At 62.6% G+C, this 22,719-nt stretch carries 18 protein-coding genes and 1 pseudogene; 1 reads left to right on the top strand and 18 read right to left on the bottom strand.

The window, feature by feature from the left end:
* Window positions 1-2: 2 nt before the first annotated feature.
* The 8 genes and pseudogenes from ACZYZ5_RS14740 to ACZYZ5_RS14775 all read right to left on the bottom strand — a co-directional run.
* Window positions 3-733 (bottom strand): annotated as a pseudogene (locus ACZYZ5_RS14740) (PfkB family carbohydrate kinase); the annotation flags it as partial.
* Between the two features lie 49 nt (window positions 734-782).
* Entirely contained in the window at window positions 783-2,291 is a 1,509-nt protein-coding gene (locus tag ACZYZ5_RS14745) for a glycoside hydrolase family 32 protein (protein ID WP_463902621.1), read from the bottom strand.
* Window positions 2,292-2,395: 104 nt separating this feature from the next.
* Window positions 2,396-4,003: an ABC transporter substrate-binding protein gene (locus tag ACZYZ5_RS14750; protein WP_463902623.1), complete on the bottom strand. Its 1,608-nt coding sequence runs from the start codon at window positions 4,001-4,003 to the stop codon at window positions 2,396-2,398.
* A gap of 71 nt (window positions 4,004-4,074) precedes the next feature.
* Window positions 4,075-5,034, bottom strand: coding sequence for a carbohydrate ABC transporter permease (locus tag ACZYZ5_RS14755; RefSeq protein ID WP_463902624.1), 960 nt, complete (start codon window positions 5,032-5,034; stop codon window positions 4,075-4,077).
* A 7-nt stretch (window positions 5,035-5,041) separates the two neighbouring features.
* The gene (locus ACZYZ5_RS14760; RefSeq protein ID WP_463902626.1) at window positions 5,042-6,016 is read right to left on the bottom strand and encodes an ABC transporter permease; all 975 of its coding nucleotides are present in this window, start codon (window positions 6,014-6,016) and stop codon (window positions 5,042-5,044) included.
* A complete protein-coding gene (locus ACZYZ5_RS14765) occupies window positions 6,013-7,023 on the bottom strand; it encodes a LacI family DNA-binding transcriptional regulator (protein ID WP_463902627.1) in 1,011 nt (336 codons plus the stop codon). Before ACZYZ5_RS14765 ends, ACZYZ5_RS14760 begins: the two co-directional genes overlap by 4 nt.
* A gap of 238 nt (window positions 7,024-7,261) precedes the next feature.
* Window positions 7,262-9,691 carry a hypothetical protein gene (locus ACZYZ5_RS14770; protein ID WP_463902628.1) on the bottom strand — a complete coding sequence of 810 codons (2,430 nt, stop codon included), beginning with the start codon at window positions 9,689-9,691 and terminating at the stop codon, window positions 7,262-7,264.
* Window positions 9,692-9,699: 8 nt separating this feature from the next.
* The gene (locus ACZYZ5_RS14775) at window positions 9,700-10,335 is read right to left on the bottom strand and encodes a peptidoglycan-binding protein (protein WP_463902650.1); all 636 of its coding nucleotides are present in this window, start codon (window positions 10,333-10,335) and stop codon (window positions 9,700-9,702) included.
* A 306-nt stretch (window positions 10,336-10,641) separates the two neighbouring features.
* Here ACZYZ5_RS14775 and ACZYZ5_RS14780 point away from each other — a divergent pair, with 306 nt between their 5' ends.
* Complete coding sequence (locus ACZYZ5_RS14780) at window positions 10,642-10,923, top strand: transposase (RefSeq protein ID WP_463902629.1); 282 nt, start codon at window positions 10,642-10,644, stop codon at window positions 10,921-10,923.
* Window positions 10,924-10,987: 64 nt separating this feature from the next.
* Here the strand turns inward: ACZYZ5_RS14780 and ACZYZ5_RS14785 are convergent, their stop codons facing one another.
* From ACZYZ5_RS14785 to ACZYZ5_RS14830, 10 genes are all read right to left on the bottom strand, one after another.
* A complete protein-coding gene (locus tag ACZYZ5_RS14785) occupies window positions 10,988-12,073 on the bottom strand; it encodes a glycoside hydrolase family 5 protein (RefSeq protein WP_463902630.1) in 1,086 nt (361 codons plus the stop codon).
* Between the two features lie 151 nt (window positions 12,074-12,224).
* Complete coding sequence (locus tag ACZYZ5_RS14790) at window positions 12,225-13,460, bottom strand: glycosyltransferase family 4 protein (RefSeq protein ID WP_463902632.1); 1,236 nt, start codon at window positions 13,458-13,460, stop codon at window positions 12,225-12,227.
* An 80-nt stretch (window positions 13,461-13,540) separates the two neighbouring features.
* Complete coding sequence (locus ACZYZ5_RS14795; protein ID WP_463902633.1) at window positions 13,541-14,467, bottom strand: glycosyltransferase family 2 protein; 927 nt, start codon at window positions 14,465-14,467, stop codon at window positions 13,541-13,543.
* Window positions 14,464-15,552 (bottom strand): NAD-dependent epimerase/dehydratase family protein, encoded by a 1,089-nt coding sequence (locus tag ACZYZ5_RS14800; protein WP_463902635.1) that lies wholly within the window; start codon window positions 15,550-15,552, stop codon window positions 14,464-14,466. Before ACZYZ5_RS14800 ends, ACZYZ5_RS14795 begins: the two co-directional genes overlap by 4 nt.
* A 35-nt stretch (window positions 15,553-15,587) precedes the next feature.
* Window positions 15,588-16,769: a DegT/DnrJ/EryC1/StrS family aminotransferase gene (locus tag ACZYZ5_RS14805; RefSeq protein WP_463902636.1), complete on the bottom strand. Its 1,182-nt coding sequence runs from the start codon at window positions 16,767-16,769 to the stop codon at window positions 15,588-15,590.
* A complete protein-coding gene (locus tag ACZYZ5_RS14810; protein ID WP_463902637.1) occupies window positions 16,766-18,088 on the bottom strand; it encodes a hypothetical protein in 1,323 nt (440 codons plus the stop codon). The genes ACZYZ5_RS14805 and ACZYZ5_RS14810 overlap by 4 nt, the downstream gene beginning before the upstream one ends.
* The gene (locus ACZYZ5_RS14815) at window positions 18,085-19,086 is read right to left on the bottom strand and encodes a glycosyltransferase family 2 protein (RefSeq protein ID WP_463902638.1); all 1,002 of its coding nucleotides are present in this window, start codon (window positions 19,084-19,086) and stop codon (window positions 18,085-18,087) included. The genes ACZYZ5_RS14810 and ACZYZ5_RS14815 overlap by 4 nt, the downstream gene beginning before the upstream one ends.
* A complete protein-coding gene (locus ACZYZ5_RS14820; RefSeq protein ID WP_463902640.1) occupies window positions 19,083-20,390 on the bottom strand; it encodes an oligosaccharide flippase family protein in 1,308 nt (435 codons plus the stop codon). Before ACZYZ5_RS14820 ends, ACZYZ5_RS14815 begins: the two co-directional genes overlap by 4 nt.
* The gene (locus ACZYZ5_RS14825; protein ID WP_463902641.1) at window positions 20,387-21,547 is read right to left on the bottom strand and encodes a glycosyltransferase family 4 protein; all 1,161 of its coding nucleotides are present in this window, start codon (window positions 21,545-21,547) and stop codon (window positions 20,387-20,389) included. Before ACZYZ5_RS14825 ends, ACZYZ5_RS14820 begins: the two co-directional genes overlap by 4 nt.
* On the bottom strand, window positions 21,544-22,710 hold the full coding sequence (locus ACZYZ5_RS14830; RefSeq protein WP_463902643.1) for a hypothetical protein: 1,167 nt from the start codon (window positions 22,708-22,710) through the stop codon (window positions 21,544-21,546). The genes ACZYZ5_RS14825 and ACZYZ5_RS14830 overlap by 4 nt, the downstream gene beginning before the upstream one ends.
* Window positions 22,711-22,719: the final 9 nt, after the last annotated feature.

Genomic DNA, 22,719 nt, shown 5'->3' on the forward strand with positions numbered 1-22,719 from the left:
AGCTAGGACTGCTGCTTCTGAAGCAGGGAGCGAAGTTCGTCCGCGGTCGGGGGATTCGCACCAGCCCGTCGTACCGTGATCGCGGCCGCCATGGCGGCCGTACGCCCGAGCCGCTCCAGGACAGCCGGCGCCAGGCCATCGGTTCCGCGGGTGAGGAGGCCAAGGATCAGGGCGGACATGTACGAGTCGCCTGCCCCGATGGTGTCCACGACTTTCGATTCGACGGCCGGGATGTTCATGCGGGTCGCGGCTGTTGCAAGGAGCGAACCGGGGTGATGACTGCCAGGTCTGCGCCCAGGTGCAGGATGTGTGTGGCGGTCTGGTCCAAGTCTTGGCCCGGGTAGAGCCAATCTGCGTCCTCGTCGCTGAGCTGGACGATGTTGGTGAGGTGGACAAGGTCTTCGAAGATGGACACGGCTTCGGCGTGGCTGCCGAGCAGGGCGGGCCTGATGTTGGGGTTGTAGGTGACCGTGCATTCGGAAGCGCACTGCTGCAGGAGTGACTTGACCGCGTCGGCGCCCGGGGCGAGGAAGGTGGCAAGGGAGCCGGTGTGAACTATTTTCGGGACGACGGCGGGAACCAGCGGCTGGATGTCCCAGGCGACGTCAAAGCCGTAACTCGCTGAGCCGTCCGGGGCGACGGTTGCTGTGGCCGTCGACGTCCTGCCGGGCGAGCCCGAACCCGGGAGCAGTGTGACGCCGGCGCGGCGCAGGTGTCTGCCGATGGCAGCGCCGCTGGCGGCATCGGGGTTGTGCATGTGGTGTCTTTTCTGCTGGAAAGCGTTACGCGAATTGAGTGACGTCGAGGCGGTTGATGGTTGCTGTACCGCCGATCGCATAGACAGCGACGTCGGTGCTGGAGTCGGCCGGAAAAATCAATTCCGTCATGGTGACCTGGCCACTCTGGGCGAACACTTCAACGGAGCAGCGGTCCACGTAAACGGTGAGATCGTAGGACCCTTCCGCTGTCAGCACGGGGGCGCTGTCGACGGAGGCGAAGGATTCGTGGAAATCTGTGTCCCCGGAGTCCCGGCGGTCAACGAGCAGGGTTCCTTCGGCCGGCCGGATGCCAATACGCGTACCGCGGGCTCCGTCACCGCGCACCACCAGCCCGAATTCCTCGGCAGTTCCCGGGGTGAGGGTGACATCGATGCGCTGGACGCTTCCGGCGGCACCTTCCAAGATGTGGGTGCCGTCGGCCAGTTCGGTGTCCGTGAGGCTGAACGATTGGCCTGCCTCCGGAAGCGCGGCGAAATCGCCGGCGGTCTTTTGGATCAGACGACGCTTTCCGTCGATGGTGTGGAGGGATATTTCGCGGGCGAGTGTCATGGGGCTGCGCCACGGTGTGGTGGGGATCTGGTTGGCGTATTCCCAGTTGTTCATCCACGCGATCATGAGGCGGCGGTTGTCGGGGGCGTCGCTGAAGGAGACGGCGGCGTAGTAGTCCCGGCCCCAGTCCAGCCACTGGTACTCGCCCAGCCGGGAGGGATCCTGGAGACCTTCGGTTACGGTGGTGGCCGAGGCGAACGTGGTCCCGTCGAAGTCGCCCACGAAGTACTGGCCGGCGGAGCCCTTGTTGGGTCCGCCGGGGTTGAGGTTGACGGTGAGGACCCACTGCGGGTTGGCCGGGTCGCCGTCGAGGGGGAGGGGGAACAGGTCGGGGCATTCCCAGACGCCTCCGGTGGCGTTGGCCGGGCCGAAGGTGCTGAGATACTCCCAGTCCCGGAGGTCGTCGGAGCGGTAGAGCACCACCTGGAAGTCTTGGGCTTCCACGGCGACCATGACCCAGTAACTGCCGGCGCCGCCGTCGTACCTAATAACTTTGGGGTCGCGGAACTCGGCTGATCCGCGCGTCAGCACGGGGTTGGCGGTGTGTTTGGTCCAGGTGTAACCGCTGTCCAGGCTATAGGCGAGCGACTGGGCCTGGATTCCGGGGTGTGCGGAGCCGGGCTTGAAGGCGCTGGTGTAGACGGCTACCAACGGCGGGGCCGAGCCGGTGCCGAATCCGCTGGTGTTGTCCGTGTCGAAGACGATGCTGCCGGAGAAAATGTCCTCGTTTTCGTCGCAGGGGATGGCGACGGGGTGTTCGGTCCAGGTGAGCAGGTCCGTGGACGTGGCGTGCCCCCAGGACATGTTTCCCCAGACGTTGTCCAGAGGGTTGTTCTGGTAGTAGAGGTGATAGACGCCTTCATGGAAAATCAGGCCGTTGGGATCGTTGAGCCAGGTGTTCCGGGCGGCGTAGTGCAGGGCCGGCCGGAAGGTGTCGGCCGTGGTGGCGGTCGCGGCTGTCATGAAGGGGGTCTCGTTTCTGTGCAGGCATGGGGAGAACCCTGGCAAAGGGTTCCCTGAGGCGTGGGTGGGCCGGCGCGCACGCCGGCCCACCCACTAGGACGGAGCTAGGAGTTCTTCTTGTAGCGGTCGTAAGCCTGCTGGTAGACCTCGATCATCTTCTCGGCACCGACGTTCTTGAGCTGGGAGACGTAGCCGTCCCATTCCTGGTCGATGCCGCCGGAGACAATCCATTTGGCGACGTTCTGCTTCACCAGTGAGGTGGTGTCGGTCTGGATGGTGCTGATCTGCTGGAGTTCCTCGTTGGACAGCGCGACCGGGGGGTAGCCGTCGTTGCCGGCGAAGGGCTGGTAAATTTCGGTGACGGTTTTCTGGCGTTCCGCGGCGCGCGGCTCGGGTGCGACGACGGTGGTGAAGTTCTCTGCCGTGTTGGCCTTCGGGCCGCCCGGGGCGACCTTCTGGCGGCGTTCGCCTTCGGACGTTCCGGCCGGGGCCGGGATCTGGGTCAGCAGGCCGCTGGCGTCCTTCTGCAGGGTTTCACCGATCGGTCCCCAGTTGGCCTGGGCGGACTGGATGGGGTCATAGAGGTTGTCGGCCCAGCGGATGGTGGCTGCGGGGTACTTGTTGGCCCGGGTGATGGCGAAGGCGCCGCGGGCGATCTCCTGGTTGTTGGCCTGGCTGGCGATCTGTTTGCCGTCCACGCCTTCGAGTACCGGCACGAGCGAGTAGTTGGCGGCTCGGTCCGCACCGACCATCTCGGGGACTTCCCACCACACGAAGGAGCCCAGGTTTTCCGTGGCGGCCTTGCCCTTGGCAAGGTAGGCCTTGTCGTCCTGCGAGAAGGATTCGGGGTCGATCAGGCCTTCCTGGTACCACTCGTGCAGGGTCTGGATGGCCTTTTTGTAGCCGTCCTGGGTGGGGGTGAAGATGACTTTGTCGTCCTGGACGATGCGGTGGTCCATGTTGTCCGGCACTCCGCCGAGGGCGGCGATCAGGTCAACGATGTCCCCGCACCAGGAGCCGGGCATAAAGCTCAGCGGTATGGTCTTCCCGGTCCCGGAGGCGTCCTGGGTCTTGAACGCGAGCAGGGCGTCATGGAACTCGTCGATTGTCTTCGGCATCGGGATGTTGAGTTTCTTCAGCCAGGCGGTGTTGATGGCGAGTTCGTTGGGGAACTGGACCAGGCCGAGTTCCTCGACGGAGGGCAGGGAGTAGATGTGCCCGTCCGAGGACGTGATGGCTGCCTTGATGTCGGGTCGGGCAGCGAGCAGCTTGGAGAGATTGGGCGCGTTCTTCTCGATGAGTCCTTCGAGCGGGATGAGGGTGCCGCTGGCGGAGTACGTGGCGATCTCGGCGTCGGTCAGGCCGGTGTTGAAGAACGCGTCGGGCAGGTCACCGCTGGCCAGGATGAGGTTCTTCTTTTCCTGGAAGACCGTCTCAGGCAGGTTTTCCCAATTGACGTGGATGTTGGTGGCTTTTTCCCATTCCTGCACCACAGTCATGGTGTTGTAGTCCGGGGCCAGGGCGGACTTGGTCCCGGAGAAGGTCAGGTCGAGCTGTTTGCTGACGATCGGGAAACCCGTTTCCTGGAATCCGAAGTCGGCGGAGGAGTCCTTGACCTCCGTGGAGCCGGACTTGCCGCCGGAGCAGCCGGTGAACGTCAATGTTCCGGCGAGGACGGCGCCGAGGACGGCGTATTTACGGCTAAATGCCATGGTCATTCCTATTCTGAGGTGGGATTGCTGCCGTCCGAGGGCGGTCGCCCGGGCGGTCGAGAGGGGGAGGGCTATTTGACGGCGCCGATCATGGCGCCCTTGGTGAAGTGCTTCTGCATGAATGGCAGGGCAATCATGAGTGGCAGGCTCGAGACGACGATCATGGCGTACTTGGTGAGCTCTGCGATCCGTTGCGCGGCGGCATAGGATTCGATGTCCCCGCCGGTGGTACCGGTCGATGAGACGTCTGACTGGATGAGGATGTTGCGCAGGACGAGCTGCAGCGGGTATTTGGAGTCGTCGTTCAGGAAGATCAGTGCGTCGAAGAACGAGTTCCAGTGCGCCACGACGTGGACCATGATCATGAGCATGATCAGCGGTTTGGACAGCGGCAGCACCATCTTGAAGAAGAAGGTGAAATCGTTGGCTCCGTCCATCTGGGCGGCTTCGCGCAGTTCGTTCGGGACGGTGTGTTCAAAGAAGGAACGGGCGATGATCAGGTTCCACACCCCCACCGCCCCTGGCAGGACCACGGCCCAGACGGTGTCCAGCATCCCCAGGTCGCGGACCACCAGGTACTTGGTGATGAGGCCGCCGTCGAAAAACATGGTGATGACGAACAGGAGCATCAGGATCTTGCGGCCCGGCATGTCCTTGCGGGACAGGGCGTAGGCGCCGCAGAGGATCGTGGTGACGCTGATGACGGTCCCCAGGACGGTGTAGACGACGGTGTTGCCCAGGCCGTTCCAGATCCTGCTGTCAGCGAAGATCCGCTCATAGCCCTCCGTGGTCACGCCGGAGGGGAACAGCCAGACCTTGCCTTCGTAGACCGCGTTGGGGTCGCTGATCGAGGCGATCACAATGAAGTACAACGGGTAGACGACGGCGAGGATGGACAGCAGCAGCACGGACGTGGCGGCGATGTTGAAGACGCGGTCGCCGTACTTGTCCCGCAACGTCGGCTTAGGGCGGCGCGGGTTGACGGCCCTGACCGGGTTTTGGATGTTGATCGGGCTGGTTTTCAGAGACATCTCGGCATCACCACAGGGTCGCTTGGTTGGCCCGGCGCGCCACCGTGTTGAAGAACAGCAGCAGCGCCAGGTTGAGGAGGGAGTTGAACAGGCCGATGGCGGCCGAGTAGCTGAACTGCGCCTGCTGCAGACCCGCGTGGTAGACGTAGGTCTGGATGATCTCCGACGTCGAGAGGTTCAGGGGCGTCTGCATCAGCAGTGCCTTCTCGAAACCGACGTTGAGCAGGTTGCCGATGGCCAGAATGAACAGCACCGTAATGACCGGCATGATGCCGGGCAGATCGATGTGCCGGATGCGCTGGAGCTTTGAGGCGCCGTCGACCTTGGCCGCATCGTGAAGCGCCGGATCAATGCCGGCCAGGGCCGCCAGATACACAATCATGGCGAACCCGGCGTTTTGCCAGACATCCGAGATGACGTAGATGGGACGGAACCATTCCGCCGACCCCATAAAGAAGATCGGCTCGCCGCCGGATAATTGGATCGCGTTGTTCACCAGCCCGGACCGGGGGGACAGGACCACGAACATGATGCCCACCACCACGACGGTGGAGATGAACGCCGGCGAGTAGAGCACCGTCTGGGTGAATTTCTTGAACTTCTCGCTTTGGAGCTGGTTGACCAGCAACGCCAGGATGATGGGGACCGGGAAGGCCACCAGCAGACCCAGTACCGCGATCCACAGCGTGTTTCCGATGACCTGGCCGAACTGGTAGGAGTTCACGAACCTGATGAAGTGCGTCAGGCCCACCCAGGGGCTGTCCGAGAAACCGTCCACCGGGTTGTAGTTCTTGAAGGCGATCTGGACGCCGTACATCGGCCAGTACTTGAAGACCAGAATGTAGATGATCGCCGGGGCTAGTAATACGTATAACTGCCAGGCCCGAAGGATTCGTTTCAGCCGAAGCGAAAAAGAAACCCTTCGTTGCGGCAACGGTGCCGCAGCCGGACGCCGGCGTCCGGCCGGGATAATGCGGCTCATGGCATCTCCTTTGGATGTGTCACTGAGTTGCGTTCGATAAGAGGGCATTCCATCAGCTCGACCCGGCCATCGGGTTCCGCGCCTTGGAGGATCAGGTCAACCGCGCGCCGGCCCATGGCGACGAACGGCAATTCAAGGGTTGTCAGTCCCGGGCGAAGGTGCGGCGCCAGAGTTGACTGGTTATCGAAGCCCACGATTGATACATCCTCGGGGATCGAAAGGCGCAGCTCTGAGACGGCCTGATACGCACCCCAGGCCGTTCGGTCGTTTGCGCAGAAGATAGCCGTCGGCGGCTTCGCCGCAGTCATCAGCTCCATCGCGTACCGAAAGCCGTCGTCCTCATTCCCCGCACCGAACCGGATTGCGGCTCGGTCCAACGCCAGTCCGGCTTCCTCGAGGGCCCGGGTGTAACCCTCGTAGCGGCCCACAGCGGCCGGGAGCCCGCTTTCCAGAGTCTCGATGTTGATGAGTCCAACCCTGGAGTGCCCGGCCTCGAGCAGGCGCCGTGTGGCAACATACCCACCCCGCACCTCATCGGGAGCTACGCTCGGAATGCGGCCGGCGCGGTCCTGGGAGTTCAGCACCACCGATGGAACGCCCGCCAGGGCCTCCGGAACTTCCAGCCGGCGGTGGTACATGGCGCCGTAGACCACGCCGGCAACTTTGTAGGAGAGCATGGTGTCCAGGGACGCGGTCTCAAGTTCCTTGTCTCCGCCGGTGTTTACCGTGAGCAGGAGGAGCCCGTCCTCCCATGCGCGCTGCTGCGCACCTTCAATGATGGCGCCGGCAAAAGGAGAGCTGGCCACTGAGTCGCCGATGAATCCGATCATGCCGGCCACGCCTTCGCGCAGCACCTTGGCATGGGCGTTGGTGCGGTACCCGAGCCGGTTCACAGCGTCCCTGACCCGCATGCGGGTCTCTTCGGAGAAGCGCGACCCGGAGGCCGAATTCAGCACCAGCGAGACCGTGGCCTGCGAGACGCCGGCAGCAGCAGCGACGTCGTGCATTGTCGGTCCTGACTTTGGCCGTGATCCAGCCAATGGGCACCTCCTCGGGCCAGTTGCATTGATTGATGGGTTATTCGTATAACTTCGCTCAACTGTAGCGTGCGTCACATCCGGCGTCAACAGGGCGCCAGCCGCCAGGTCAGCGTGCTCCTCGAACGCCACGAAGTCGTCGTCGGGCACCCTATTGGCGGCGGGGCGACGGGCGACAGAGGTGCCCGGCCCCCGCAGCCCCCGCGGCCTACGGCGCCGGCGGGGCCGTGGCCGTCGGGGAGGCCGACGGCGTGGCCGGCGCCGGTGCGGTGGCCGTCCCTGCGGACTGCGTGGGCTGGGCCCCCGCGGGGGCAGTAGCCGTTGAAGTGGCCGCAGGGGCGGTCCCGCCAGGTGCCGGAGTGGCGACCGGAGCGGTTCCCGTGGCGCCGGGAGTGGCACCCGGTGTCCCGCCCGGAGTCGCCGAAGCGGCGCCCGAAGGCGTTGCACCCGGGCTGGCCCCCGGCGAACTGCCCGGAGTGGCCGGGGCCGTGCCGGACGGAACCCGCGGCGTGGCGCTCGGGTCGGACTTGATGATCTCCATGATCTGGAGCTTGAACGCGTCCAGGCGCCCCTGGATCTCCGAGAGCGGCACATCCTCCAGGGCCCGGCCGTACTCCGCGATCTGCTGCCAGAGCTCGTTGAGCTTCGTCATGCCGTCGGCGCTCAGCGGCCCGTCCAGGGTGAGGACCAGCTGGCTGGCCAGGGCGTAGGTCAGGCACCGCACGCAGTTGTAGTTCGCGGCGGCCGAGAGGTTTTCCGGGACGATCACGTCCGTCTGGCCCACAATCAGCACCACCTGGAAGCCCACCGCGACGGCGGCGCAGTCCGCGCAGCTGGCGAAGGCGTAGGCCTCGTTGCGGGTGGTGACGTCCTCGCCGTCGTCGGCCCAGACCAGCGCGAAGGCGACGTCGTAGACGACGGATCCGTCCGTGGTGCTGACGGCGAGCGACTGGTTGCCGTCCTCCTCGGGCGCGGCCGGCTGGTCGAAGGGGAACACCCAGGCCGGCGCGGAAGCGCCGGCGGTTCCGGCGTCGCGCGGCACCAGGACCATGCTGAGCTGCGGGTCCTCCCGCGTGGGCTTTTCCGCGCCGGCGGGCCAGAGCGCCACGGTCCTGCCCGCCCGGCCCTCCCGCAGGCCGGAGGCGGAACCAGCCGGGAAAATCGCGGTGGTGGCGTCGGCCAGGGTGCCGCGCTCGTAGGGCTGGACGGGCCGGTAGCTCTCGCCGCCGGGCCACCAGGCCCAGGCGAGGCCGGCCGTCACGGCGGCGATCACGGCGAGGGCCGTGCCGCGCTGAAGCGCCTTGCCGCGGGTCTTCTGCCACAGGGCCGTGAGCAGTTGCCGGCCCAGCCGGAACAGGATGTAGAAGATCCCCAGGACGGGAAGGGCGACTGCGGCGATCGCCAGGATCCGCACGGCGGCATCGACGATGTCCCCGCCGGCGAGGCTGCTGTTGAACATGGCGTACTGCTTCTGCCCGCTGTCCCACGCGGTACCGAGGAGTCTCGGCAGGGACAGCACCATCAGGACCAGGCTGAAGAGCAGCAGCGGGACGGTGATCAGCACCCAGGCGGTGACCACGGCACGGGCCCACGGCTTGAGGAGCTGCGCCTCCGGGTCCTTCCGGCGCCACGGCAGCAGGCTCAGCAGGGTCGGCTTGATCCGCTGGAACAGGTCCGGAACCCCGGTGGCGTCGGCGAGGATGTGGTAGCCGTCGAAGCGGACCAGCGGCAGCAGTTGCCGGACCATCTGCAGCACCTGCGTCACCACCACCAGCAGGAGCGCGTCGAAGCCCGTGGCCCACCAGATGCCCATGATCGCGACGGCGACGATCGCGTTGAAGTACAGCCCGCCGAGGTCGGTCCGGATGCGGCCGGCGCGGCCCAGGCGGTAGGAATCGGTGACGTCGGTGAAGAACGCGGGCCAGATCAGGTACAGGCCGGTGCCCATGGCCCCGGGGGTGGCGCCGCCGCGGCGGGCGGCCGCCGCGTGCCCGAATTCGTGGAACCCGGCGGACAGCACGGTCACGGCCAGGATCAGCAGCACCAGGCCCGGGTTGGCGAAGGCCTCATGGGTGGCAGAGGCCAGGCCCTTGACCATGAACACCCACCAGCAGGCGGCGAGGAAGGCCGCGGTGACCAGCACCACGATCAGCGGGTTGAAGAGCGTCGCGAAGGGGGCCGTGATCCGGCGGGTGCGCTCCGGGTCGGTGACGGTGTAGCGGAATTTCATCCCGAGCAGCGGGTCGGCCTTGCGGACCTCGGGCTGGGAGCCGTTCGCCAGCTGCAGCAGGCCCAGGGGCAGCAGCTGGGAGTCGATCAGCGTCCGGACGTTGTCGGCGCTGACCAGCCGGCCGAACCCGGCGCTGGCGTGGCTGGCAATTTCCTCGGCGCCGCGGGTGCCGTCGATCGCCTCGAGGACCAGATACAGCAGCCGGGTGAGCTGCAGGGTCTGGCCGTCGGCGCGGCGGACCAGGGACGGCGCCTCGCGGTAGCCCGAACCCTGGGTTTCGCCCAGGAGCTGGACGCCGTCGGCCCGGACCGGTACCGGCAGGGTGCCGGCCACGGCTGCGGGGGCAGCCGGCGCGGAAAAGGCCGGCGGGCCGTCCGTGCTGGACGGCCCGCCGTGCGGTGAACTCATCCGGGGGACTACTGCCGGAGGTCGGACTGCTGGTCGGCCGAGGCCGTGGCTTCGCCCTCAATGGTCTGGTTGATGATCGCGTCCTGCTGCGAGACGGCGAAGGCGTTGCTGTCGATCGAGCCGATGTTGGCGGCGACGGCGGCGTCGATCGGGGCGGCGACGTTGGCATTGGCGGCCACGGCACCGTTGATCGGGGCGGCGATGTCGGCGGAGGCGTCCAGGTCCACGTTCACGTTGAGCAGGTTGGAATTCAGGGCGCCGGCGACGTCGGTCGGCAGGGCGCCGTCCTCGGCCGTGACCTCAGGTTCGCCGGTGTCGCTGCCGTCGGTGCTGCCGGTCTCCTGCTCGATCGTGCTGTCCTGCGCGGACTCGGCGGTGGCGTCGGCTGCGATGCCCTGATTGATGATGACGCCCTGGTCGGAGAGCGCCTGGGCGTCCGAGCCGAAGGACAGGATGTTCGCCGAGGCCGCGGCGTCGATCGGGGCCGCGACGTTGGCGTTGGCGGCGACGGCGAGGTCGATCGGTGCGGCGGCATTGAGGCCGAGGTCCAGGTCTGCGTTGAGGTCCAGGATGGAGGCCACTTCCTTGTCCGGAAGCGCGGTGCCGGCCTCTGCCATCAGTTCATCGTCGCTCAGCGGGGTCATAGCCTGTTCGTTGCTCACGAATAACTCCAGTTCCGGCACGGTTCCTGCTGCCCCCAGTGAGCAGTTTCCAGACCGACGTGCCTGATGCGAGTCAATAGTAAGCACGATTAGCATCTATCCGGTAGGCGACTCCCGTGAAATCCCGCCCAGGTCCATCCGTTGCTCCGTAACCGCCGTTATGGGGTCCCAAAAGGGCGGTTGCGGAGCAATCGATGGGGAGAGGGGGGCCTTAATCGGGATCCAGGATGGTGGTCAGGGCGTCCACGAACGGGACCGCAGGACCACACGAGCATCGACATTCGTCAGATGGTGGGCTGCGCTTCCTCCCGGGCGGCCTTAGCCAGCCCGGATCGGTGGCCAATCGCCCGCCCGCTTCAGTGGCGGGTGGGCGTCCAGGTCGTTGCCATCGACCCGTCGGCGGCGTTCCGGAAGGCGTTGCGGATGTGGCTTTCCCGCACCTCCGTTGCGGTCGATCACTTCCACCTGGTCTCCCTCGGCAACCAGGCCATGACCGAGTCCCGCCAGAACCTGTCCCGCCGGGTCAAGGGCCGCCACGAACGTGCCCATTCGGAAGCCATTTCCCCATGAACCGCGAAGAGCCCGTCCCATAGCGCGGCGGCATCACCGGCCCATGACAAACCTAGAAGGGTCCCTAATAGCTCATGACCGCGACGGCCGCATTGAAACTTGGGCGGGGCGCCCAATTCTCCTTGATGAGTCCGAAGGCGTTGGCGCCGTCGTCGCGAAGCTGAAAGACAATGATGGCCAATGGCGTAGCCTTTTTTGCAGCCGCTATCGCCGCAGGCACGAAGAGGCGTTGATCTTCGGAGGTCCACTTTCCGGCAACTTGTAGCCCAATCTCAGAAATGATCACAGGCTTTCCATAGCGGAGCTTCGTGTCGTTGATGCGTATTGGGAGCATCTCGATTTCAACGAGACTGTCCGCCGGGTAGACATCCAATGAGATGACATCCAAGTACTGCGATATGCCGTCGAAATACTTCTGCCATTTGTTTTGGCGCTCATCCGACATCGGCCATCCGGTTGATGTGGTTGTCAGAAGCACCCGGGGGTTCACAGTTTTTATGGACGTTCTAGCTATGGCCAGCATGGAGCCAAGGTCTGCGAGATATTCGGAGGTGATCTCCTCGATGGGTTGGCTGAGCAGCCGAAAATGAGCTGTGTCGGACTCGCTGTAGACCTGCCAAACATCCACCTTGTTAGCAAACCGTCGTGCGAGAGTATCCCAAAATTGCCTAAGTGTGACTTTGTAGTCATCAAAAGTGGTGGCCGGGTTATTTTCAGCGTCGGCCGTTATCAGGTGAATAGAAAGCCCCTTAGAATTGACGTAGTCTATGGCTGCGTCGTACTCTTTCAACGCCGCTTCATCCCAAAGGATTTGTCGCCCTGGGCCCGACACCTCCATGATGTCCCAGCCAACGATTCCCATGCGGACCCACTCTTGCCCGTTGGCAGCCAAGAGATCTATGTCCTTCTTGAAATCGTCCAGGCTCGGGCCATGGCCACTGGTGGAAAACAGCACCATAAAGCCAAAGCCAGGCGTAAGCGCCTCTGCGCTGGCGCTAGCCTGCCCCGCTTGCGAACTTTCGGTTGTCCCTGATCCTGTCGAATATCCGCTGCTCCCGGAAGGCGCGGCAGCAGTAATTGAAGTTGCTAAAATCACAAGGATGAGTGCCGCTAGGCTGTGGCGGCGCAAAGGCTGAATGCGGATTGTCACAGGTTCCTCCGATGTCTCTTGCTCACGGTTCGCTGCTCCCTTGGCCCCAGCCCCCATGACGCGTCGGAACGGAATGACCACCAGGAAGCGGCTTGGCTTGATGCCGATCTGGCGGTTGAACTCTGTGCCGGCGGATTCTCCTAGCTTCCTCCTAACCGGTGCTCGACGCCATGGCTTGCTGCCGAGAAATTTCGACTTTATTTTCCGAGACCTCGCGGTACAGATTGAGGTACCGCCCGCAGACTTCCGGCCAACCCAGCCGGGGATGGACTTCCGACCGGACCGAAGCTTTGAGGGATGTGTAGGAAGGCGCTTGCCACAGCGTCAGTACCCCGTCTGCTATCCCGCGGGCGTCAGCGCCTGGCGCGACGAGCAACGAGGAGAGTTTCCCGACGATCTCCGGGTTTGCGGCCACGGGTGTCACCAACGGGACTGCACCACACGCCATGGCCTCGACCGTTGACAGTCCAAAGCCTTCAAGGTTGCGAGTGGGGGTCACGGCGATGTCGGCTCGCCTGTACCAGTCCCGGAGGTCCGCGTCACTGATGCGGCCGACCAACTGTACCTCCTGAAGGAGTCCCAACTCTTCTGTGATCCGTTGTAGTCGCTCCCGTAGCGGCCCGTCGCCAGCTACAGTCAACCTCGCCCCGGGCTCTTGTTCCAGAATCAAAGGCATGGCACGGATTAGTTCTTCGACGCCGGTCCGGCTGACCAAGCGGCGGGCGGTGAAGAGCCAGGGCCCCTTGGCTGGCTCCAGTGTCTCAGGCGGCGAGCCGGGAGAAAACCATGATGTGTCGAGGCCACCGGGGATGCGGGTGATGCTCTCGGGCTGCTTGGCGGTGAGTTCGACAACCTCGTTGCCCACGAATTGGCTCAGGGTCACCACCTGTTCAGCAGAGCGGATGACAAGTTTCTCAAGCGCCTTGAAGGCGCTGATGAAGGTGTCCTGGACGATCGCCGGCAGGCGATAGCTGTCCTGTCGTTCGTCCAAAATCTCCTTGTACACCGGCGCGTGGCATGTATAGACATACGGTATTCGGCGAAGCAACGGATAGATCATGGGTAGCGGGAAATGTCCGTGGACGATAGTGGTCCCGGCGTCGCCATTAGCCACCGCCGCTCTTATGGCCTTCCGGACTCCGGCGATCACGAAAAATGGATACTTGATGACGAATAACGGGTCCCGCTTAGACGGCACCTCGTAGCGCTGCACTTTTACGCCGTCGGCAAACACCTCCTGAAGCGGCTGGAGGTCTCTGGTTTTTTTTGAAACAACCGTGACCACATGGCCGTGGCGGACAATCTCGGCAGAAAGTTCGCGGACATATCTCTCCAAGCCGCCCAGTTTGTCCGGGGCTACGACATTTGTCACCATCACGATGTGCATTGGCGAACTTTTTTGATTCATTGCAGTGTCCTTTTCGGTGTTGCAGAATGGGGCACGATAGAGCTGGCCGGTTAGCCTAATTACTCGACCCCGACGAAGGCGCCGTTCCGGGTTATTGGCACCTTGAGTCCTTCCAGGAACGAGCGTTGCCGCAGCTTGTACTGCGTCAGGGTGTCCCTCCGTGCCGCCACTCTTGCGACCATCCACAGCTGCATGTACGCGAACGCAGTGGCCTTCTGAACTCCCGAGCAATGTTTTCTGGTTACCAGCACCCAGTTCCTCGAAATCCAGCGGATGGAGAAAGGCGAAAGATAGCCGCCTGTGAGACTGCTCGCCTTGTGAATTATTTTGTACTCTCCGGTCAGCCAATAGGGAAACCCGGCTGCCTTTGCCCTGATGGCAAAATCAACGTCGTCGAAGTAGACGAAATAATCTTTGTCCATGCCGCCAATGAGATTGATGACGTCACGGTGGATCAGAAGACAACACGTGGACGCATACGGAGTTTGACGCAATCCCTGAGGAGCGCCGGTGATGGGCGAACCCATTTTCTCGTGCCGCACCTTCATCCCCTGATACGGAGAAATTGTTCCGCCCGCGTACCATACGCTTTCGACCGGTTCAATGCCCTCAATAGTTGGGGACAAAATATGCAAACCCTTTTCGGTCGCTGTTTCCAGCAAACCCGCAAGAGTGCCGGCGGGAATTATGGTGTCATTGTTCACCAGCAGGATCCACTCGGCACCGTCGCTCAGCGCAGCTGAAATTCCCTGGTTGTTACCTACCGCGACACCAAGGTTGTCATTATTTGACTCGATCGAAATATCAATCCGGTCTTGGTGCCGCGCTGCGACTTCAAGGGTTTTATCCGAAGATGCATTGTCGATGAGATAGAGCTTGATTCGGGGCAGGCGGGGATCCGCCAGCAGGCTGTTGAAAAAATCCTCTAATACGTCTTCGCTGTTGTACGTGACTGTCACGAGGGCAAGGGGGGAGATGGTGTTCATTTGCTGGCTCCTTGGAGAGCCCAGTCCATGAGGTCCACGAGGCCCTCCTGGAATGGAATCGTCGGTTTGTAACCTATTTCCTTGCGGGCACATTCCACGTCGGCGAACGCGGAACGAACATCTCCGGCGCGGTAGCGTTGCGAGATGGCAGGCGGGGGCGATCCCGCAGCCATGGCCAGCTGGGTTGCGTAGGCGAACAGGGTCCCGTGTGTCCCGGATCCGATGTCCAATGTGCGTGGCTGTACGGCGGGCGGCGGCGTCGCCAACGCACAGAGAATGGCCTGCACCACATCAGTTACGTGGACAAAATCACGGATAATGCCGCCGTCCTCGTAAACTTCCACAGTCTCGCCATTGGCGGCCTGGCGGGCGAAGTACGTCAAGACACCGGTATAGGCGTTATCCAGCGACTGTCCGGCTCCGTAGACATTTTGGAGTCGGAGTATGCTGAGTGGCACTTGGAATGACTGGCACCAGGAGGACAGTATGTTCTCCTGCGCAAGTTTCGTGGCCGCGTAGATGTTAGTTGGGCGTGGATTAACCTGAGAGGCGCTGTTTGGCATTGGCTCGCCTTGCTGACCCCCTGGTCCTAAGGGCGCCCAGCGGGCATTTTCGAGAGCGGCAGCGTCCCGCGGCTGGGCGCTGAATGTTTGCCCGGAAGGTTCGACCCAGTTCCCCTCCCCGTAAACTGCCCGGGAGGACGTCAGCAGAACATGCTTCGGGAACACGTTGGCCCTGTGGAGGGCGTCAATCATGACTGCCGTCCCGTGCACATTCGTGTGGGAATGGCGTGCCGACTCCGTCAACGACTGGCCTGTTCCTGTCTCCGCCGCCAAGTGGATCAGCACCGTTGGCGTGAACCCATTTAAGACTTCATCCCAGGTTCCGGGGTCAGCTATATCGCCCCTGTGAAACGTCGCGTTCAAGGCCAGATCCACAGGCTTTGGCCGGAGACCATGGACTTGCGGGTGCAGGTTATCGACAATTACAACCCGATGTGCTGCAGCGAGCTCCCTTTGCAGCTTTGTGCCGATGAAACCGGCGCCGCCCGTTATCAGTATTTTCTCTCCGTGTAGGTCGTTCATATCAGTTCCTTTCGGGTATGCCGGCGATGGGGGGATCAGGAAACTAGCTCGAACTTGGTGGCGTGACTCCTGATCCGGTCCAGAATCATGCCGAGCTGGTCGTCGGATAGGTTTGGGCTGCTCGGGAGCACCAACCCCTGCCTAAAGAAGCGCTCAGACGTGCCGTTTACAAGCCGAGGAAACGTGTCCGCGCTAGCGAACACCGGCTGCAGATGCATTGGTTTCCACAAGGGCCGGGTTTCTATCCCGTCTGCCTGCAGGCTGCTCGCGAGGGAAGAAGCATCCAAGTTGGCGCGCTCCGGGTCGATGACGATTGCTGTGAGCCAGCAGTTGTCTCCTTCGTCGTCGCCGCCAAAGATCTCCACCCCGTCCAGGCCGTTACAGAACTCGCGATACGCGGACCGAATTTCCCGTCGACGGGCCATGAATTCGGGGAGACGATTCAGCTGAGCCCGTCCAAGGGCGGCCAGAAGGTTTGAAAGTCGATAGTTGTAGCCGACCTCGGTGTGCTCATAGTGGATTACGGGCTGGCGTGCCTGGCTGGCCAGATAGCTTGCCCGTTCGACCATTCGCGCGTCGTCACAGAGCAAAACTCCACCGCCGGAGGTGGTGATTATTTTGTTGCCGTTGAAAGAGAAGACGGCGCAGTTTCCGAAAGAGCCGGCGGGCCGCCCATTCCGACGCGCGCCCAAAGACTCGGCGGCGTCAGATACAACCGGCACGCCGTACTCCGTCGCGATTGCGCAGATCTTTTCGTAATCAGCCGCTTTGCCCAGCATGTCGACCACGAGGATGGCCGCCACCTTCGCCCCGTTGTTAACCAGCCCCGCGAGTGCTTCGGACAGAAGGTCCGCATCCATGTTTCCGGTGGCGTCACAGTCGATGAACCACGGTGTGGCTCCCGTGTATGTGACTGCGTTCGCCGTCGCGATGAAGGTCAGGGTGGAGCAGAGCACAAGATCCCCCGGGCCCACGCCGGAGCACAACAACGCTAGGTGGAGGGCAGCTGTGCATGAGTTGACGGCGAGGGCGTGCTGCCGCTCGGCCAGCACGGCCAACTCCTGCTCGAACAGCACAAGTTCGGGCCCCAGTGGCGCCACCCATCCCGAGCGAAGCGCGCGCACGACGGCGTCCTCCTCGGCTTGGCCCACGTCCGGCGTGGAAAGGTGAATGGTGTAAGCGGGCTGGCCTGCGATGGGGATCCTCCTCGCGTTCATGACCTCGCTCCTATCCGCACGGGCTCAGTCTCGAGCTCGACCGGGACAAGTGCATGGGAATTGGACGTGCTAGGAGTGGTGGCGACAACCCCCAAAATTGAGGCGCCTGCCTGCCTGATCAGCCGGGAAGCGGCGCGCAGCGTCTCAACTCGGGAACCCCGAAGCGGAGTGGCCAACAGGGTTTCACCGGCAATTTGCACGAACGCCCGGGTATTGGCATCCGCGTCCAGAGGCGGCGCCGCAATCACCACCATGTCCTTGGACCCTGCGGCGCTGTGCAGCACCATGTTTACGCTGTCGACGGTGGTGACGCCGCCCTCAGCGGTGTTGAATGCTTCCGAGGTCAACAGCTGCGGGACCTTGCCGAGCTTTGCGGCGGGCATTGAACCGGTTTGGCTTTCCAAGACAGTCCGGCCATCAGCATCGACAGCCATGAGGAGGCAACGTTGACCGCTCGCCGCGGACGTTGCCGCCAAACCCCACGCGACGGTGGCGGCATGGGCTCCGTCCACTGTCGAGACGACCACAATTATTCGTGGGCTGCCTCCTTGCCCGCCCAGGCCCGCTCTCGAGTACAGAGTGGCAAACGAGCCGACAGCACCGCCGCGCCTTTTCGACGACGAGTGGCGAGATGCCGGGCTGTCCGCAGAATGTGCACCCCGTCCCGGCGGAACTGCCACCACGGCCAAGACTTCGGCATTTGAGGCCTCGCTAAGATCCTCGACCGTGCGGGCATACGGACCATATGTCCTTAATAGGAGCGCTGCGAGGAGCCCTACAGCCAAACCTGCCGTGCACCCGATCAACAGCAGGGCCACCAGACTCAAACCGGCGTCGGCATCCGGCGCCACGGCGGCCTCGACGATGTCGGCTCGGAGGATAGGATCCTCACTATTGTCCAGCCGCGGCGCCATCTCACCGTAGGAACGCGCTACCGCATTGGCTAGATCGGCGGCGCCTTGGGGATCGCTCCAGCTTGCCGTGATGGATATCACGACTGTTGAGACTTCGACCCTGGCATCGATGCGGTTGGCTAGATATGCGGTTGACTGTTCAGTGCCCATCAAGCCGCGGGCATGTGCCAGGACGGTTTCCGACTTAAGGAACTCCGCGTACGTCGGCATCCGGTCCCTGACGTAAACACTGCTCTCTGTCGGGTTGGCCACCTTGGGAGCGGACAATAGGATCTGCGCAGTCGCGTCGTAGGTTTTTGGTAGGACAGAGCCGACTGCCGCTGAGGCAAACGCACCGACTGCAAGACCGGTGATTATCAAGTACCAGTAGCGACGGATCCCGGAGAAAAACAATGCCGATGTCATGATGTGAGCCCCTTGTAGTATCGAAAGAGTTTCTTGTGCAGATGCGGTGAGCCCTTTGCTAACCCCAGGGAAGCGACTAGCGCCACCCGCCCCCTAGCAACGAGCCATAAGAGTTCAGTCCAGCGGATCTGATCTCGTGTCCACGACTGAATTTCCTCCGCCAGCACGCCTGAGCTGACGTCCGCAGCCGAATTGTGTATCAGCGGCCGATACACCAGCCGATATGTGAACTGTCTACTGAGGGCGCGGGCCACGCGTGGGGCGAAAACCTCGTCCAGAATAGGGTCCACGAAGGTGTGCAGTGCGGTGAGATCCCACACGCTTGAACGGAGCGATCCGGTGGTTGAACCTGCGTGCAAGGAGTAGTTGTAGAGGGGCTCGTCCACGAAGGCAATGCGTTCGCAGAGGCTGAAAAGCTTGGGCATGATGGCAAGATCGCCGTAAGCGTTGCCCGGACTCACGACACCGACCCAAATGTCTTTCGAGACGAGCTTGTTTGTCTGGAAGGACCCGATGTCTCCCCGCGCCAGATGTTTCAACGATTCGATACCTGTCGATACCGAAGCCCTCGGCGCCCACTCAGGAAGGATCTTGGCCGCGCCCGTCGCCACGCGGACTGTGCGTATCCTCGAGACAGCAATTTGCGCCGCGTGGGACCTGGCGGCTTCCATAAGCCGTAGCAGCATGTCCGGTTCGGCCCAATCGTCCCCGTCCACGAACCAGATCCAACGACCCCGGGCCAGGCTGACACCTGTATTTGTGGCGGCGGAGTAACCGAGATTCTGTTCCCGGCCAATGATGCGCACTTTGTCCTGGTCCGATTCCGAGCGTTCATCCAAGGCCTGACGAACCACGGACAGTGAACAGTCGGTCGACGCGTCATCGATGACGATCACCTCGAAGTCCGTGAAGGACTGATCCAGAACCGAATGAATGGCGCGAGCTACAAAATCCTCGTTGTTGTAGACGGGGATGACGACGGTAACAATAGGATTCATGATGTTCCCCCAGGAAGATCGGCATGGCCGGCGGGCTGAGCAACTGTCTCTTGCTGGGCGAAAGCTCGAAACGACCAGCCGAGCGTAATTGCTATGAAGAGCTCGGTTAGGCAGACCGCGACGGCCGCACCGAACGCTCCGAAGTTGATGCACCCCAACGGCAGTATCACCAGGTGCAAGAGCGCGGCCCATAGCAGCACCCGTGACGAGATTTTCGCTTGCCCGTGGGCGATGAGAAGCAATGTCAGGGCTGTCGAAAAGCCCGTGAGGCAGAGGGCGGCTCCGAGCAACTGGGCAACGGGGATCACTGCGTCGAATCCCTGCCCCAGGTACCAAGGAACGAGAATGCTCGCGGAGGCGGTCAACCCGACACCGGCCAATCCGTAGGTGACCACCAACCCTGCCAGCACTGTGCGGCGCAGCGCTGCCCCGTGGTCAGCGCCTATGGATGCGCTCACTCTCGGAAGCAAGGATTGCTGCACGCCGCCGAGGACCCCTCGCAAGGCGTTGGAGAGACGTTCGCCTGCACCGTAGAAGGCGACTTGTTGAATAGTTGAAAATACGCCCAGGAACACAGTGTTCATGGCCGAAATCACGATTGTGGCAACGGATCCGACGAAAAGCGGTGCGCTTTCGCGGATGGCGCTGATTGCCGCGCGCCACGTCGGTCGATCGATTTGGTTACAGCCGATGGAGGCCAGGTAAATCCACGAAGCAACGGCGGCAATTGTGGCTGGCGCGAACTGCCAGAAGATTGCCAGGGTACCGTCGGACCCTGACTTGACAGTGAGGAGAAGCCCGACGAGTGCGATGAGACGGGAAACGGCATGCAAAACCGCGAAAGTCTTGATCTTGCCAATTCCCTGCAAAAGCCAAGTCGGGTAGGCCACCGCCCCGACGGTTAATACGGATCCGATGAAGTAGAACTCCCAATTGGCCCGGAGCTCCGGAATAGCAAGGACCAGGATGCCCAGGACGGATGCGGAGCCGCCGAGCAGAAGGACCTTGGCCGCCAACGTCGACGAAACAATGGCGGACCGCACGCTAGCAGTCTCCGCCAGCGCCACGCGACGAAGTGCGCTCATGCCGAAACCAAAGTCCACCACCAGGACCATCACGTTGATGATGGCCATCGCCAAAAGCAGCTGACCCAACCCGTTGGTTCCGAAAATCCTGCTCAGGTAAGGAATGGAGATCAGCGGATAGACAAAAGCGCTCATTTGACCCAGCGCAACCGTGGTTGCATCCCCTCCGAGCTGGGCCAGACGTGGCCGTTCGCTGTGCTTTGCTGTTGAGTTCTTCACGCCGTCACCCCGCTGCCGAGCTTCAGCGAGGTGTACGCCGCCATAGAGCGTTCTGCAAGGGTCCCGATATCGAACAGTTGCGCACTGCGTAGCTGGGATGCCCGCCGCATCCGGGCCCGTAGCTCATCGTCAGTCAAGAGCCGGCACACATAGCCAACGAGCTCGTCGGGGGAAGTGCCCAAGAATCCGGTAATTCCGTGGTCCACGACATCACATACTCCAGCCACCCTTGATGCAACGACGGGGATGCCTAGGCCTTGCGCTTCGAGTAGGGCCATGGGCATGCCCTCACCTCGGGAGGTGAAGAGCACGACGTCGGCGGCCGCCAGCCGTTCGCGCAGCATCTCGCGGGGCAGCCAGCCGCTCACTTTAATTGGCAGGATGCCGTCGCCCAGCAGGGAGCGCCGACCGTCGCCGAGCCAAACCACTTCGAGCTGGATGTCCGGGCAGGGCGGAAAGCTTTCATACAGCGCGTCTACGGCAGCGCGGAAAAGTTCGGGGCGTTTCTGCTCCGCTATGCGCCCGACATGCACGACCCGGTAGACCTGCTTGGCTGGCGGAAGCCGGGGTCCCTGGCTTCCGGTCCGGGCCTTGCAGGCATAGGCATTCAAGGACGCGTTGTCCACGACATTCGGGAGGACGGCGACAGCAATTCCTGGCAGTGACGCCCTTGCCAGCGTGCCTTCCGAATCCGATACAACGACAATTTTGCCTCCGCAGAATGCGGCCGCTCTCTCCAGGAAAATGTAGGCTGCGCGCTTGGGCGTGCTCAGACCGGTCTGGGCGAAGGCAAAAAAGTGCGGACTGTAGACGGCATCACGGGCGTGGCCGGTCATCCGTGCCAGCAGTCTGCCCAGAAAGCCGGCGCGGGAGGAATGGAGATGAATGACGTCATAGCGCCCGGAGCGCAAGGCACGGACCAGGTGATGCGTCAGCGCAACCAAACGGACGGGACCACTTGAGGAGGACCACTCGTGGACGGAGACATGCTGGCCTGTGAGTGCTTGTATCTCATGTTGTTCCGGGGAGTCTTCACGACGGACGTAGGCGAAGGCAACCTCGTTGAACAAAGATGAGGTGGACTGTGCCCTGGCGAGAGTGGTGACCGACGTCAAAACGCCGGCCGAACTTGCATCGGTGACGTGCAGTATCTTCATGACATCACGTCCTGCTCGCGCAGTGGAACCAGAACCAGGAACAGCGGAAGAAGTGGGGTGAGATGCTTGAGGTAGGAACCGAAGTCCGGTTCGAATATGGCTTGCACCAGGACAACCGCCAGCAGCAGGGCGGCGGCCCGGGTGGCCCTCAGCGAGCGGCCGGAGTCCTTTTTCGTCTGGGCCTGGAGGTCCAGCTCCGATCCGGCGCGGGGCTCACGCTTCGAACGGAAAATTCCGGTGAGTGCCGTAATCCACAGGAAAGCGATCATGGCACCGGAGACTATGTGGAACGCGTTCCCGCTCAGGAACAGCTGGACTGGCACGAGCAGGCCCAGCAACAGCAGCACCGCGCTGGGCACCATCGAGAACCCGTTGCCGGCCAAGGGATCGACAATGAGCGACGCAACGGCAGAGCCCTCCCGGGAGTCGTTCACGAGCTCACGGTAGCTAGTCAGGCCCCCACCGAGGATGTTTTGAAAGGCCACCTCCAGCAACGAATAGAGAACCACGACGGTGGCCAGCATCCACAGGGGATTACGCGTTTTGGCTAAGAGCAACCGCCACACGAGGTAAAACGCGGCCACACAAAACCAGTACTGCCGGAAGAGAGCGCCGTAACCGATCGCCGCCCCCACAAACAAGAGTTCTGCGCCAACGTGCCGAGGCATGGTCAGCAGGAGCAGGACCAGCAGAACCGGAATGGACTCTTTGCTGTACTGCGCCAGGTAGACAACGGCGCAGAGGAAGCAAATTGCCAGAACGCTCACACCGACAAAACCAAATCGTGCGATCTCAGCCCACCTGGCAGCCGCAAAGACCGTAAGTGTAAAAACGGCAATCGTCAGCAGGGCGTCCACCGCCGGGTCGTAGCCGAGGCCGAGAAACCTGTAGACCGCCGCTATGTTTCGGACGGATTGTGACTTTTCTTCACCAGCCATCGGGCTTTCAATGGCCAACTTGATGTGATAGTCGTCGAGCAGGAACCTCTCGGGCAGGAGCCGCCGCGCCAGCAAGGACAGGGTGCACGCCACGCCGGCGAAGGTTATCGCCAGGAATTGGGCCTGGGCCCCGATGCCGCCATCGACTGAGCCTTTAATGCCGCTCAGGCTTGTGACGCCCGTGCGGCTTCGACGCGGTGTCCCGGTCTGGAACGAGGTCTCCATTCCTCGGCC

The sequence above is a fragment of the Pseudarthrobacter ribosi genome (genome assembly GCF_055412865.1).

What these genes read in the sequence shown, in the direction of transcription:
- ACZYZ5_RS14815 (WP_463902638.1), bottom strand. Translation starts at nt 19,086, where the DNA reads ATGAATCCTATTGTTACCGTCGTCATCCCCGTCTACAACAACGAGGAT.
- ACZYZ5_RS14780 (WP_463902629.1), top strand. Translation starts at nt 10,642, where the DNA reads ATGGTGGGCTGCGCTTCCTCCCGGGCGGCCTTAGCCAGCCCGGATCGG.
- ACZYZ5_RS14800 (WP_463902635.1), bottom strand. Translation starts at nt 15,552, where the DNA reads ATGAACGACCTACACGGAGAGAAAATACTGATAACGGGCGGCGCCGGT.
- ACZYZ5_RS14775 (WP_463902650.1), bottom strand. Translation starts at nt 10,335, where the DNA reads ATGACCCCGCTGAGCGACGATGAACTGATGGCAGAGGCCGGCACCGCG.
- ACZYZ5_RS14795 (WP_463902633.1), bottom strand. Translation starts at nt 14,467, where the DNA reads ATGAACACCATCTCCCCCCTTGCCCTCGTGACAGTCACGTACAACAGC.
- ACZYZ5_RS14830 (WP_463902643.1), bottom strand. Translation starts at nt 22,710, where the DNA reads ATGGAGACCTCGTTCCAGACCGGGACACCGCGTCGAAGCCGCACGGGC.
- ACZYZ5_RS14810 (WP_463902637.1), bottom strand. Translation starts at nt 18,088, where the DNA reads ATGACATCGGCATTGTTTTTCTCCGGGATCCGTCGCTACTGGTACTTG.
- ACZYZ5_RS14760 (WP_463902626.1), bottom strand. Translation starts at nt 6,016, where the DNA reads ATGAGCCGCATTATCCCGGCCGGACGCCGGCGTCCGGCTGCGGCACCG.
- ACZYZ5_RS14825 (WP_463902641.1), bottom strand. Translation starts at nt 21,547, where the DNA reads ATGAAGATACTGCACGTCACCGATGCAAGTTCGGCCGGCGTTTTGACG.
- ACZYZ5_RS14755 (WP_463902624.1), bottom strand. Translation starts at nt 5,034, where the DNA reads ATGTCTCTGAAAACCAGCCCGATCAACATCCAAAACCCGGTCAGGGCC.
- ACZYZ5_RS14765 (WP_463902627.1), bottom strand. Translation starts at nt 7,023, where the DNA reads ATGCACGACGTCGCTGCTGCTGCCGGCGTCTCGCAGGCCACGGTCTCG.
- ACZYZ5_RS14770 (WP_463902628.1), bottom strand. Translation starts at nt 9,691, where the DNA reads ATGAGTTCACCGCACGGCGGGCCGTCCAGCACGGACGGCCCGCCGGCC.
- ACZYZ5_RS14745 (WP_463902621.1), bottom strand. Translation starts at nt 2,291, where the DNA reads ATGACAGCCGCGACCGCCACCACGGCCGACACCTTCCGGCCGGCCCTG.
- ACZYZ5_RS14750 (WP_463902623.1), bottom strand. Translation starts at nt 4,003, where the DNA reads ATGGCATTTAGCCGTAAATACGCCGTCCTCGGCGCCGTCCTCGCCGGA.
- ACZYZ5_RS14805 (WP_463902636.1), bottom strand. Translation starts at nt 16,769, where the DNA reads ATGAACGCGAGGAGGATCCCCATCGCAGGCCAGCCCGCTTACACCATT.
- ACZYZ5_RS14790 (WP_463902632.1), bottom strand. Translation starts at nt 13,460, where the DNA reads ATGCACATCGTGATGGTGACAAATGTCGTAGCCCCGGACAAACTGGGC.